Origin of the sequence: Aeromonas sp. QDB30 (assembly GCF_027707645.1) — a bacterium.
GTDB lineage: Bacteria > Pseudomonadota > Gammaproteobacteria > Enterobacterales > Aeromonadaceae > Aeromonas > Aeromonas caviae.
The window spans coordinates 1-12,596 of record NZ_JAPCIY010000094.1; the positions used below are offsets into that span (position 1 = coordinate 1).

Here is a 12,596-nt window from a genome sequence, read left to right on the forward strand (position 1 = left end):
GCATATGGATTTAGGGACTCAGAATACTTTTTTCTGAAAATCAAGGCGGCCTTCCCCGGAAAGCCGCGATGAACCAACAAAAAGCCCGGCGTCGGGCCGGGCTGGCAGGATAAGTTGCTTATCCAGGTATTCGTCGAGGCGTCTAGTGTGGATGTTGTTTGAGGATGTCGTATATCTCCTCTTTCAGTTTAAGTTTCTGTTTTTTCAGATCCTTCACCTCGGAGCTGTAGTCGCTGGCGTGGTGTTTCTCCAGCTTTCTGATCTCCGCATCCAGGTCGTTGTGCAAGTCAAACTTCTTCTGGAAATGGACATCACTGCTCTTCAGTTTCGAGATGAGATCTCTGTACTCCGGAAACATGTAATGAAGCCTCCTTGTTGTCGTTTGATTGTGCCTGCAAGACCAAAGTACCCCTTACTGCCGGGGAGAAACGTGATCCCGATCCAATTCGGGGCCACGGAATTGCTGCATAAGAAGGGTGATTTTTAACTGTTTGAATTACATGATGATTGCCTACTGACCCAGGGACAGCAGAGGAAAGAAGCGGGATCCGCTTCACATTCGGGAGAGGGGGTCTGCAACGGGGCGGGCAACAGAAAGGGGCGCGAGGCCCCTGACTGGAAACGGGTGAGCCGTTTACTCTTTTTTCTTTTTCTTCTCGGGCAGGGGCTTGCCGTCTCTGGCAATCACCTTGCCCGCCTCGAAACCGATCTGCGCCGCCAGCTCTTCCAGATCCGGCGCCTTGGCCTCGTTGCCGATGGCGTACTGGTAGTTGGCGATGGAGATCTTCTCCGCCACCGGTGTGCCCGGCACGATGGGTTCGCGCCAGCCCTGACCGATGTGGGCCACCAGGGTGCCGTTCATGATGAGCTCGCCGACGATCTCCTGGGTGGGGATGCCCTTGCCATAGGTGAGGCCCTGCGGGTGCTTCTTGCCGACCAGGGGCTCTTGGCTTGCGGGCATCAGCTTGGTGCGGATCAGCCACTTGGGCGATTTGGTTTTGCCCACCGCCTTGCCGGTCTGGTACTCGTTGATCTTGATGGTCTTGATCATCTGGGCCGTGAACTCCTTGGTCAGGGCCTTCTGGGCTTCGCTGGTCTCGTCGATGACGATGGGGGCCACATACCAGGTCTGGGGAGCCTGCGCCTTGGGGGTCGCCGGGGCGGTTTGCGCCATGGCGAGCGGGCTGAGCAGGATGGCCGTCAACAAGAGTCCGATTTTCTTCATGGTGATTCCGCTTATGTTTCAACAAGAATTTTGTTTTGCCAGCGACGACTGCGCCAGCGCCAGAACATGGCCAGACCGCGCACCCACTCGTCGCAGGCGAGGGCCAGCCAGATGCCTACCAGGCCATAGCCCTGCATGATACCAAGGAAATAGGCCAGGGGAACGGCAATGCCCCACATGGAGACGAGCGCCATGTAGAGCGGGAAACGGGCATCCCCGGTGGCGCGCAGGGCGTTGATCACCACCAGATTGAAGGTGCGACCGGGTTCGAGGATGAGGCTGATGAGGAAGAGTTGCGCCACCTGGGTGATGATGTCGGCGTCGTCGGTGAACAGGCTGATGATGGCGCGGCCGTTGAGGGCGGCGGCGATGGCGATGGCGGCGGTGACGATGAGGCCGAGTTTCAGGCTCTTCATCAGTTGGCGATAGGCCTGATCGAAGCGTCGGGCCCCCGCCAGGTGGCCGATGATGATCTCGTTGCCAAGGCCGATGGAGAGGCCGAACAGCAGGATGAACAGGCAGATCTGGAAGAAGTAGGACTGGGTCGCCAGCGCCTTGTCACCGAGCAGGCCGACGAAGGCGGTCACCACCATGAACTGCAGCATCCAGGAGAGGTTCTCCCCCGCCGCCGGCAGACCGATGTGCAGCACCTTGTCCAGCATGGCGCGGCTTGGGCGGACGATCTCGGGCAGACGCAGCCGGATGCCGGTCTTGCGCGCCACCAGCCACACCAGCAGCACCACCCCGACGATGCGCCCCGCCACCGTGCTGATGGCGACCCCGGCGACCCCGAGTTGGGGCAGGCCGAACCAGCCGTAGAGCAGCAGCAGGTTGCCGACGAAGGTGATGAGGTTGACGATGAGGGTCACGTACATGGCCTGGCGGGTGTGTCCGTGGGCACGCAGGGTGGCGGCCAGACAGAGGGCCGCCGCCTCCGGCAGCAGGCAAAGCCCGATGATCTGCAGGTAGAGGCTGCCGTCGCTCATCAGGTGGGCAGGCAGGTTCATCAGCGCCAGCATAGTGCCGGCCCCCGCCATGACGCCGACCGCGGCCACCAGTCCCACCAGCAGGTTGAAGCCGATGGCGGTGTGGATGACGACGCGGGCTTTTTCCTTGTCTCCCGCCCCCAGATACTGGGTGATCACCACGCTGGTGCCGATGCTGACGAAGCTGAACAGGGTGATGGCGAGATCGAAGACCTGGTTGCCCACCGCGAGGGCCGCCACCCCCTGATAGGAGACGTGGCCCACCATGAAGGTGTTGAGGGCCCCGGTCAGAAAGTGAAGGGCCAGATCGATGAACAGTGGCCAGGTCAGGGCGAAGAGGGAGCCCGGGCCCGCGTGGGATTGAGTCTGCATGGGATATCCAGGTGCTGGCGATGGCCCTCGTCAGGGCCAACTGGAGGGGCATTTAACACCAAGCGGGGGCGGGGTGCAATCCTGGTCGCAGGAGGAGGGGGCCTGCGACCAGGGGATGTCTCTCAGACCGGCGTGGCGCCGGCCTCCTGCTCGCTGGGGCGGGTGAGGCGCGCCGAGTCGGGCAGGTCGTCATCGTGCGGCCAGCGGGTGAGCAGGGCATCCGTGGTGCTCTCCACCCCCTCGTCGTCCCGGAACACCGGCTCCCGGTAGCAGCGGGTCATGCGCAGGGCCTGGTACATGTCGGGGCAGAGGATGATGCCATCCTCGCCGACCCGGATCCCCGCCTGTTTGAACCACTGGCTCATCTGGCCGTGCCGACCGGCCATTACCATGTGGATGCCGCGCCGCTTGAGCTCCTTGTGCAGCTCTCCCACCATGCTCATGACGCTGATGTCCTGATGGGTGAAGCAGGCCACCGCATCCACCACCAGGCACCTGGGATTGTGGGGATCCTGCACCAGGAGCGCCAGCACCCGCCGCTTGAAGTAGGGGGCGTTGAAGTAGGTGAGCGGGGAGTTGAAGCGGTAGACCAGGATGCCGGGAATCGCCTTGGCCTGCTCGTTGTCTCCCAGGGTGCGCACCACGCCCTCGTCGTCCATGCCGAGCAGCTGGTCGGTGGGGCGCATCACGTTGCGCAGGAACTGGAACAGCCCCAGCAGCACCGCGAGGGTGATGCCCGGAATGACCCCCATGGTGAGCACGCTGACAAAGGTCACCAGGGCGAGCCAGAAGGCGGCGCGGTCCGAGTCGCGCAGAGCCCAGAGGCCGCGAAAATCCGTGAGCGACAGGGAGGCCATCACCAGCACCACCCCGAGGGCGGCGGTGGGAATGTATTGCAGCGGCGCCGTCAGGTAGAAGGTGACCAGGGCGATGACGGCGGCGGCGATGATGGAGACCAACTGGCTTTTGCCGCCGTTGGCGTCGTTCACCGCGGTGCGCGAATCCGCCCCGCTGATGGCAAACCCCTGGGAGGCGGCGGCGGCCAGGTTCGCCATGCCCAGCGCCCTAAACTCCTTGTCCGCATCAATCTCGTAGCCATTCTTGGCGGCAAAGCTGCGGGCGGTGAGCATCATGGAGACGAAGCTCACCATGGCAAGGTTGAGGGCGGGCAGCACCAGCTCACGGATAAGCCCGGGGGGAAAGTCCGGCATCTGGAAGGCGGGCAGCCCCGAGCCGATGGTCCCCAGGGTGGCGATGTCGACGCGGCCGAGATTGAACAGCCACACCAGGGCCGCCGTCACCACCATGGCCACCATGGAGGAGGGCCAGGCCGGTCTGTAGCGCTTGGCCAGCAGCAAGGTGAGCAGAGCGGTCAGGCTCATGGCCAGGGTGGGCAGATGGGTCTGGGTAATGTAGCTGGTGCCGTTCAGGATCCGCTCTATCAGGTAGCGCTCGCTGAAGGTGAAGCCGAAGATCTTGGAGAGTTGGCCCACCATGATGGTGATGGCCACCCCGTTGAGCAGCCCCATCAGGATGGGGCGGGAGAGAAAGTCTGCCAGCACCCCCAGCTTGAAGCGGCTGGCGATGAGGCACCAGAAGCCGGTCATGGCGGTCATGGTCATCACCAGTTGCCAGTGACGGGTGGGATCCCCGGCGGCGAGCGGCGTTACCACGGCGGCGATCACCGCGCAGGTGGCGGCATCCGGACCGACGATGAGCTGACGGGAGGTGCCAAAGAGGGCATACACCACCATGGGCAGGATGCAGGAGTAGAGGCCGACGATGGCACCCACCCCGGCGAGCTCCGAATAGGCGATGGCCACGGGCAGGGCCACGGCCGCGACCGAGAGGCCAGCGCGAAGATCCGGCATCAGCCAGGCCCGCTGGTATTGCAGCAAGGCGGCGAGCCCCGGCAGCCAGCGCTCGAGAGAGAAGAAGTCGCGCATTATTTAACCCATTGAGTTACAAACATCTTTTTCTTAGTGTGCCCAAGGTCGTCGGCCCTTTGCAATCCGCTCATGGCCAGTTCACCACAAGGTCAGGCCAGATGCGTTGCCACTCCTTGGCCCTGACCCGTTCGCTAAAGATACGGCTCTCCTGGCGACAGCGCGGATTGGGGCTCACCACCAGGGACCAGTTGGGGGCAAAGCCGTAGGGGGCCAGCCACTCGAAAGCATCATCTGCCAACAGGCGGACTCCGATGCAGGTGGGTATCTCCACCCAGTGGCTGAGGGCCGAGAGGGAGCTGGCAAAAGGAGGCACCTGCTGGCGCAGATGCATGCGGGCCTGGTTGCGCACCTCCCATAACTGGCCCGGCATCCTGGCGGCGAGCCAGGCTTCGTGATCGGCCTCCTTCAATCCAGTCGGATCAGCGCTGTCCAGATAGATAAGATCGATGTCGTTGAGCGGGGTGGGTTCGGCCTTGTGATGGAGGTGATCCCAGATGAGGTTGCGCACAAACCCCGCCCCCAGGGCCCAGTCGGGCAGGGCCAGCTCCCGCGCAGCCCGGAGGCAATCCATGCGCGGGTGATCAGCTCGCAGCAGGGCCTCGGTGCAGGCCCGCAGGTGCGCCTCCCGCAGCGGCGCGGCTTCAACCGGCATTGCGGCGCAACCAGACGTCGATGTAGCTGCAGCTCGGCACTATGGTGAGCCCCTCAGAGAGGGTCCAGTCGTAGAAGCGGCGGGCCAGCTTGTCGGCAATCCCCTGTCCGCGCAGCTCGGGGGGAACCTGGGTGCTGTAGGCGTCCACCGTGGTGGCGTCCAGCCGGCGATAGGCAAGGCGGGAGAGCTTGCCGTCCACGGTGCAGACAAACTGCTGCTGATCGGCCTGGTGAAGGATGTCGCTCATCGGGAGTCCTCTCTGGGTGAATGGGAAGATCAGAACATGGCGGACAGGGTTTGCCAACGCCATTCTTTGCGCCCATGGCGGGCTCGCTTACACTGGCCGGCCTGCGAATGGTCGCAAGGCAAGGTATAGAACATTGAGAGAGGATGGATCCGTCATGGCCTTCGCCACCCTGGACGAGCTGATAGGCAACACCCCGCTGCTGGCGCTGCGCCGCATCAATCCGCATCCCGGCGTCACCCTGCTGGTGAAGCTGGAGGGCAACAACCCCGCCGGCTCCGTCAAGGACAGGGCGGCGCTGAACCTCATCAGGCAGGCAGAGGCGAGTGGTCACTTAGCGCCAGGAGCCCGGCTCATCGAGGCCACCTCCGGCAATACCGGCATCGCGCTGGCCATGGTGGCGGCGTCCCGGGGTTACCGGATGCGGCTCATCATGCCGAGCAACATGAGCCAGGAGCGGCGCGACGCCATGCAGGCCTACGGCGCCGAGCTGGTGCTGGTGGAAGAGGGCATGGAAGCGGCGCGAGACCTCGCCCTGGCCATGCAGGCGCGGGGGGAAGGGCTGGTGCTCGATCAGTTCAACAACCCCGCCAACCCGGATGCCCACTACCGCTCCACCGGCCCCGAGATCTGGCGCCAGAGCGGCGGGGCGGTCACTCACTTCGTCTCGGCCATGGGCACCACGGGCACCATCATGGGGGTCTCCCGCTACCTCAAGGAGCAGAACCCGGCGGTGGCGGTGATCGGCCTGCAACCGGCCGAGGGGAGCCAGATCCCCGGCATTCGCCGCTGGCCCGAGGCCTACCGGCCCGCCATCTTCGAGCCTGCGCGGGTCGATGGGGTGCTGGATGTGACACTGGAAGAGTCCCTCGTCATGATGCGCCGCCTGGCGCGGGAGGAGGGGATCTGCTGCGGTGTCAGCTCGGGTGGCGCGGTGGCCGGGGCCTTGCGGGTGGCGGCGGAGATCGGGCAGGGGGTGGTGGTGGCGATCATCTGCGATCGGGGGGATCGCTATCTCTCCACCGGGGTCTTCACCCCCGATGTCTGACGGGCAAGGGTCCGTTACTCCCAGGCCCGCTCCAGCAGGGCCAGCAACTGTTCCCTGTCCGCATCCTTGCGGTTGTAGAGCAGGGCGCCGTCGTTGATGGCGAGATCCCGGATCCCGGGCAGCAGCGCCTTGTCGGTGAGGCCCGCCTCCCGCAGGGTGCGGGGCAGCTTGACCGTCTGCCACAGGGTATCGCGCAGTGCCTGCAACGCCTCGATGGTGGCCTGGGGTCTCCCCTCGGCCGGGGTCGCGGCAAAGCGCTCCGGCCCCACCAGGGGCAGCAGCAGGCGGGCGAGCTCGGGGTCGATGCCGGGCCGGTTGTAGTCGAGCACGGTGGGCAGGAAGAGGTTCATACAGAGGCCATGGGGCAGGTGGCAGCGCGCCCCCAGACTGTGGCCGAGGGCGTGCACCAGCCCCACCATGGAGTTGGAAAACGCCATGCCCGCCAAGGTGGAGCCCTCCGCCAGTTGCAGCCGCAGGCCCTTGTCTGTCGGGTGGGCCAGCACCCTGGGCAGAGCGGTGGCAATCTTCTCCACCGCCATCAGGGCCAGGGCGTCACTGACCGGGTTCTTGCCGTTGCCGATGAAGGCCTCGATGGCGTGGGTCATGGCATCCATGGCGGTGGCGGCGGTGATGGGCAGCGGCAGCCCCAGGGTGAAGCGGGGATCCAGCACCGCCAGCCGGGGCAGCAGGAAGGGGGAGGTGAAGGGCACCTTGCGCCCGCTCCCTTCATCCTTGATCACTGCCACCAGGGTCACTTCGGAGCCGGTCCCCGCCGTGGTGGGGACCACCGCCAGGGGGTTGAGGGGACGGGTCAGGCAATCCGCTCCGGCATAGTCGAGCAGCCGCTCGCCCCCCAGGGTCGCCAGTATGTTCACCGCCTTGGCGGTGTCGATGACGGAGCCGCCGCCAAGGGCCAGCAGGCTGTCACAGCCCAGCTCCCGGTAGTGGCGGGCGATCCGCTCCACCACGGCGGTGGAGGAGTCCGCCGGGATCTCGTCCCAGATGGCGGCGACCGGCAACGCCCCTTCGGCCATCACATCGGCCAGCAGGGTGGCGAGCCCGCTGCCGCTGACCCCCTTGTCGGTGAGCAGCAAGGGGCGGCCAGCTCCCAATCCCCTCAGGGCATCCGGCAACTGTTCCAGTGCCTGCTCCCCCGCCATCAGCTTGACCGGGCAGAAAAAATCGTAATAACGGCTCATCCCGTTCTCCTCGTGTTCAACCGGTCAGAAGACCCAGATAGATGTGGCAGGCCCGCGCGAGCTTGCGATGCGGGTCCGGGTAGTGGCGAAGCAGGGGCCGCGCGATGAAGGCGGGCAGGATCAGGCTCTGCAACTGCTCAAGCGCTCGCACCAGGTGCATGGCCGCGTCGAGATCCCCCTCCACCAGCAGCCGGTTTTCGCAAAAGGCCTGGTTGATGCCGAGGCGAAAACTGAGGGCGCGAAAGGCGACGGCGGGGTGCTTGAAGCGCACCCGCAGGGGGTGGGGGCCGTCATGGGCACAGGTCGAATGCGCCCTGCCAGCCTCCTCACCGCAGTGCCAGCGCCCCGCGAACTTGTAGAGACTCAGCCCCCGGGTCATGCCGTTTACCTCGAGCCTGATGGTGAGGCCGTCCGGCAGGGGGGCAAGCTCGCGGCGCACCGCCTCGTCGACCCGGGCGGCGCGGCACAGAGTGCGGCCGATGATCCAGAGCAGGCTGCCAATCCAGAGGCGTCTGCCGGTGGCAAGCAGGGCGTCAGGGCGCATGGGAACCTCCGCTGATGGCGGACCAGAAGAGGGCGAAGGCGCTCTCCTGCCAGTGGGGGTCTTCTCCCAGTTCAGGCTGATCGACAAAGAGGGAGGCGCAGGCCAGAAACTGGCCCTGGCACACCTCCAGCATCAGTGCCGGCGGGGCCGACATCAGCTCGCCGCTGGCCTGGCCCCGGGCGAGCAGGCTCGGCAGAAAATGCAGGGTCTCCGCCAGGATCTGGCTGCGCAGGGGGCGGGCCAGCAGGGGGGAGTGGAAAAAGCCCAGCACGAACCTGAGCTCACGGGGGTGGGCCTGCATCCAGCCCATGGCCTGGTGCCAGTAGTGGCGGGCCTGCTCCTGGAGCGGCAGGGCGGCATCGGCCTCGGTGATGGCGGCGCCAAGGCGCAGCTTGATGTCCTGGTAGAGGCTCTGGATCAGCACCTCCTTGCTGGGAAAGTGATGAAACAGGGTGCCATTGGCCACCCCGGCCGCCTTGGCGATGCGGGCGGTGGCGGCGCCCTGCAGGCCATCCTCCGCGCACAGGGCCAGGGCGGCATCCAGGATCTGGCGGCGTTTGTCGGTCATGGTCTCTCGCATCTCGCCTCCTAGCGCAGGAACAGGGCCATCATCAGCCGCTGGTACCAGCGCCGATAGGGGGGGTGAATGAGGGAGCCTGTGCTGAAGCGTCCGCGGCGCAGCACGGTCTTGGCCTTGGAGAAGGTGAGAAACCCCTCGCGGCCGTGATAGTGGCCCATGCCGGAGGGACCGATGCCGCCGAAGGGGGCATCGTCCGCCGCCACCTGGAACAGACTCTCGTTGATGGCCATGCCTCCGGCGTGGGTCTCCCGGATGAGGCGGCGCTGCAGCGTCTCGTCCAGGCTCATCAGATAGAGCGCCAGGGGGCGGGGCCGGGCCGCCACATAGGCCAGGGCTTCCTCGATGTCGTCATAGGGCACCAGGGGCAGCAGGGGGCCGAAGATCTCCTGCTGCATCACCTGGCAGTGGCCGGGCACCTCGGTCAGCAGGTGGGGCACCAGTCTGCGGGTGGCGTCATCCCGGGCGGGCGTGACGCAGGGGTGGATCTGGGCGCCGGCCTGCCTCGCCTCCTCCAGCCAGGCGGTGAGCCGCTCGTACTGGGGAGCGTTGATGATGGCGCCATAATCCGGGCTCTCGAGCCCTTTGGGGTAGAGGCGGCGAAAATGGGCCTGATAGGCCTCGATGAAGGCCTGCTCCTGCCCCCTCGGCAGCAGTACGTAGTCGGGGGCCACGCAGATCTGGCCGGCGTTGAGGCTCTTGCCGAAGATCATCCGCTCCACCGCCAGGGCCAGGGGCATGTCGGGGGCGATGAGACAGGGGCTCTTGCCGCCGAGCTCCAGGGTGAGGGGGGTGAGCTGGGGGGCGGCCGCGGCCATCACCAGCCGACCCACCGCCGTGGAGCCGGTGAAGATGAGATGGTCGAAGGGGAGGGCGCTGAAAGCGGCCGCGATCCCCGCATCCCCCTCGATGACCACCACCTCGTCACCGCCGAGGGCCTCATCGAGCAGGGTGCGCAGCACGGCGTTGGTGTGAGGGGTGAACTCGGAGAGCTTGATCATGGCGCGGTTGCCGGCGGCGAGGGCGCCGATGAGGGGCCCGAGGCTCAGCATCACCGGGAAATTCCAGGGCACCATGATGCCGACCACGCCGAGGGGCTGATAGTGCACCTCGACCCTGGCGGGGGCCAGCAGCAGGCCGGAATGACGGCGCTCCGGTTTCATCCACCCCTTGAGCCGTTTCAGGGTGTAGTTGATCTGCATGACGCAGGGGAGCACATCGGCGATCAGGCTGTCGTAATCGCTGCGCTGGCCGTAGTCCCGGGCCAGGGCCTGACACAGTGCCTGCTTGTGGCGCAGCAGCCCCTGCTTGAGGGCATCAAGTCTGGCGAGGCGGGACGCCAGATCCGGCATGGGGGTGGCCTGGCTGGCCTGCCTGAGCCGATGCAGTTGCTCGGGGAGGGAGAACTTGTCCGGTGAGGCGGGGGTGACGGTGGTGTCCATGGCATGCTCCGCACGAAAAGTGACCGACTGATTAGTCGGTCCAAATCTAGCGATTCGTTGCCGACTTGTAAACCGGGCGGGGGCAGAGGGTGGCTGCCAGTGGGCGGCGTTGTCCGGAACTGTGTCCGGGCTCCCATTTTTGAGGTATCTGGATTGGTCTTCTATCTAATAAGGGGTAATTGTGGGTCACCAACTCGGAGGGAGAACCGCACATGACCAGGGAATTGCATAGCCTGCTGGCCCGGCTGGATGACGTGATCGCGCGCATGCCGGACAGTTTCAATACCTATGAGTTTGCCCAGAAGCTGGCGCTGCAACATCAGCAGGAGTATTTCGCCGCAGGCCACTCCCTGGCGGGCCAGGAGAAGAACCTGCTGCGCCTGCTCCACGAAAAGATTGCCCTGGCGCTGGCGAGCCATGAGGGCGTCATCGAGGGGGCCCTGCTGCCCTGCATGACCCCCTGGGGGGAGCGTGCCACCTCGCCCCGCTGGCACCGCAAGCACTGACCCGACAACAACATGAAAAGGCCCCTCGGGGCCTTTTCATGTTGGGGGTCACACCTACTGGACCAGCCTGCGGGCCTGCCAGTAGCGGCTGTTCCAGTAGACGTTGTCGAGGCGCGAGCGGATCACGCCCTTGCTGGTGGAGGCGTGGATGAACTCACCTGCCCCGGTGTAGACCCCGACGTGGTACTGCTGCCAGCCGGTCTTGAAGAAGACCAGGTCCCCGTGCTGGAGACGGTATCTGTCCACCGGGCGGCCGAGGCTCGCCTGGGATTCCGTGGTGCGGGGCAGGGTGAAGCCCAGGACCTGGCTGTAGGCGAGCTGGGTGAAGGCGGAGCAGTCGAGACCGGCGCGGCTGGTACCGCCCATGCGATAGGGCACGCCGCGCCACTGCTGATAGAAGTTGTCGAATGCGCCGCTCTGGCGCACGGGAGGGGGAGGCTCCGGCGTGCTGGAGCAGGCGGCGACAAGCAGGGCCAGCAGGGGCAGCAGCAAGGTGCGAAACATCTCAACTCCTTGATAGGGCACGGGGTTCATCATAGACGATGATCCTGCCTGGAACCTGAATGAAAACGGCATTGAGGAGTGGCCGCCTGTGAGGGCAGCCACTGGATCACCCCGCCGGTTTAGGGGTAATGAGCGGCGTCAGCAGCTCGGCAATCTTGTAGAAGGTCTGTACCCGCGTGGTGCTGGGGCGCCACACCAGGCCTATCTCCCGATAGGGTTTCTCCCCGGGCAGAGGAATGGCCACCAGGTCCGTGTTGTCGAGGATGCCCGCATCTATGGCCATCTGGGGCAGGAAGGTGGTGCCAAGACCGGCCCCCACCATCTGCACCAGGGTGTGCAGACTGGTGGCGGCGAAGGGGTTGATCTTGCTCTTGTCCCGCAGCCGACAGGCGCTCACCGCGTGCTCCGTCAGGCAGTGCTCCCGCTCCAGCAGGAAGATGCTCTGGTTGGGCAGCTCCTTGTAGTCGAACGGCATGTGCAGGCCCGCCGCCATGTGGGAGGGCATCACCATGTGGAAGGGATCCTGGCCGACGGTCTTGCTGTGGAAGCCGCCGATCTCCACCGGCAGCGCCAAGATCAGCAGATCGAGCTGCCCCTGCTCCAGCTGCTTGAGCAGATTGGTGGTGGTGTCTTCCCGCAGCAGCAGCTCCAGATCCGGATAGGCCTTGCCGCACACCTGCAGCAGCTTGCTCAGCAGGAAGGGGGCGATAGTGGGGATGCAGCCCAGGCGTACCGTGCCGTGCATAACGCCCCCCTGCTGCTGCCCCAGCTCCATCAGATCCCGGGCGTCGGAGAGCAGGTTGCGCGCCCGCGCCACGATCTCCATGCCGACCGGCGTCATGATGAAGCTCTTGTGATCCCGCTCCACCAGTTGCAGGTTCATCATGTCCTCCAGGGTCTGGATCCCGGTACTCAGGGTCGACTGGCTGACATGGCAGGCCTTGGCGGCGCGGTTGAAATTCTTGTGCTCGTCCAGAGCGACCAGATACTGGAGCTGCTTCAGGCTGGGCCAACGTTGCATAGGAGAAACCCGATCGATGCTATCTATTTGATTTGATTAATCTACCATCGAGAAGCCCCGTTGTCGTCGACAAATCGGTGCCCCCTGGCAGGCGCACTGCTTCACACACATGGGGTGGCCTGCGCCGATGGGCAGGCCACCCCTCATTGGTCAGGAGCTTATCCCCTTGTGCCGCGCCATTGAAGGGGTGCCGCCATGGGATGTGACGGGGATCGGCCTTCGGGCGGGGCGCCCTGCGCGCAGGAGCGGCCATAAAAAAGGTTCATCGCGGCTTTCCGGGGAAGGCCGCCTTGATTTTCAGAAAAAAGTATTCTGAGTCCCTAAATC

At 65.1% G+C, this 12,596-nt stretch carries 14 protein-coding genes; 2 read left to right on the forward strand and 12 right to left on the reverse strand.

Annotation, left to right across the window (positions count from 1 at the left end):
• Positions 1 to 142: 142 nt before the first annotated feature.
• The 6 genes from PG896_RS18965 to PG896_RS18990 all read right to left on the reverse strand — a co-directional run bounded on the left by PG896_RS18965 (position 143) and on the right by PG896_RS18990 (position 5,431).
• Positions 143 to 358, reverse strand: coding sequence for a YdcH family protein (locus PG896_RS18965; protein ID WP_005313020.1), 216 nt, complete (start codon positions 356 to 358; stop codon positions 143 to 145).
• 276 nt (positions 359 to 634) lie between these two features.
• Positions 635 to 1,225, reverse strand: coding sequence for a hypothetical protein (locus tag PG896_RS18970; protein WP_039039859.1), 591 nt, complete (start codon positions 1,223 to 1,225; stop codon positions 635 to 637).
• Positions 1,226 to 1,236: 11 nt separating this feature from the next.
• Entirely contained in the window at positions 1,237 to 2,583 is a 1,347-nt protein-coding gene (locus tag PG896_RS18975; protein WP_010674075.1) for an MATE family efflux transporter, read from the reverse strand.
• A gap of 122 nt (positions 2,584 to 2,705) precedes the next feature.
• Positions 2,706 to 4,529 (reverse strand): SulP family inorganic anion transporter, encoded by a 1,824-nt coding sequence (locus PG896_RS18980; RefSeq protein WP_039039857.1) that lies wholly within the window; start codon positions 4,527 to 4,529, stop codon positions 2,706 to 2,708.
• Positions 4,530 to 4,599: 70 nt separating this feature from the next.
• On the reverse strand, positions 4,600 to 5,184 hold the full coding sequence (locus PG896_RS18985) for a nucleotidyltransferase family protein (protein WP_103243449.1): 585 nt from the start codon (positions 5,182 to 5,184) through the stop codon (positions 4,600 to 4,602).
• Complete coding sequence (locus tag PG896_RS18990) at positions 5,174 to 5,431, reverse strand: GNAT family N-acetyltransferase (RefSeq protein WP_041212700.1); 258 nt, start codon at positions 5,429 to 5,431, stop codon at positions 5,174 to 5,176. The genes PG896_RS18985 and PG896_RS18990 overlap by 11 nt, the downstream gene beginning before the upstream one ends.
• A 154-nt stretch (positions 5,432 to 5,585) precedes the next feature.
• Between PG896_RS18990 and cysM the strand changes: the two genes are divergently transcribed.
• Positions 5,586 to 6,476 (forward strand): cysteine synthase CysM, encoded by an 891-nt coding sequence (gene cysM / locus PG896_RS18995; RefSeq protein ID WP_039039854.1) that lies wholly within the window; start codon positions 5,586 to 5,588, stop codon positions 6,474 to 6,476.
• A gap of 14 nt (positions 6,477 to 6,490) precedes the next feature.
• Here cysM and PG896_RS19000 read toward each other — a convergent pair whose 3' ends face one another.
• Genes PG896_RS19000 through PG896_RS19015 form a run of 4 tightly spaced genes read right to left on the reverse strand, consistent with a single transcriptional unit; the run spans position 6,491 to position 10,238 of the window.
• On the reverse strand, positions 6,491 to 7,675 hold the full coding sequence (locus PG896_RS19000) for an iron-containing alcohol dehydrogenase (protein WP_111896656.1): 1,185 nt from the start codon (positions 7,673 to 7,675) through the stop codon (positions 6,491 to 6,493).
• Positions 7,676 to 7,691: 16 nt separating this feature from the next.
• Positions 7,692 to 8,219 (reverse strand): hypothetical protein, encoded by a 528-nt coding sequence (locus PG896_RS19005; RefSeq protein WP_041212703.1) that lies wholly within the window; start codon positions 8,217 to 8,219, stop codon positions 7,692 to 7,694.
• Complete coding sequence (locus PG896_RS19010) at positions 8,209 to 8,799, reverse strand: TetR/AcrR family transcriptional regulator (protein WP_043155215.1); 591 nt, start codon at positions 8,797 to 8,799, stop codon at positions 8,209 to 8,211. Before PG896_RS19010 ends, PG896_RS19005 begins: the two co-directional genes overlap by 11 nt.
• Before the next feature lie 8 nt (positions 8,800 to 8,807).
• Positions 8,808 to 10,238, reverse strand: coding sequence for a coniferyl aldehyde dehydrogenase (locus tag PG896_RS19015; protein WP_103243444.1), 1,431 nt, complete (start codon positions 10,236 to 10,238; stop codon positions 8,808 to 8,810).
• Between the two features lie 212 nt (positions 10,239 to 10,450).
• Between PG896_RS19015 and PG896_RS19020 the strand changes: the two genes are divergently transcribed.
• Entirely contained in the window at positions 10,451 to 10,744 is a 294-nt protein-coding gene (locus PG896_RS19020) for a hypothetical protein (protein WP_010674084.1), read from the forward strand.
• Positions 10,745 to 10,798: 54 nt separating this feature from the next.
• Here PG896_RS19020 and PG896_RS19025 read toward each other — a convergent pair whose 3' ends face one another.
• Positions 10,799 to 11,248, reverse strand: a complete 450-nt coding sequence (locus tag PG896_RS19025; protein WP_201955849.1) for a C40 family peptidase — start codon at positions 11,246 to 11,248, stop codon at positions 10,799 to 10,801.
• Positions 11,249 to 11,354: 106 nt separating this feature from the next.
• Positions 11,355 to 12,269 (reverse strand): hydrogen peroxide-inducible genes activator, encoded by a 915-nt coding sequence (locus PG896_RS19030; protein WP_010674086.1) that lies wholly within the window; start codon positions 12,267 to 12,269, stop codon positions 11,355 to 11,357.
• Positions 12,270 to 12,596: the final 327 nt, after the last annotated feature.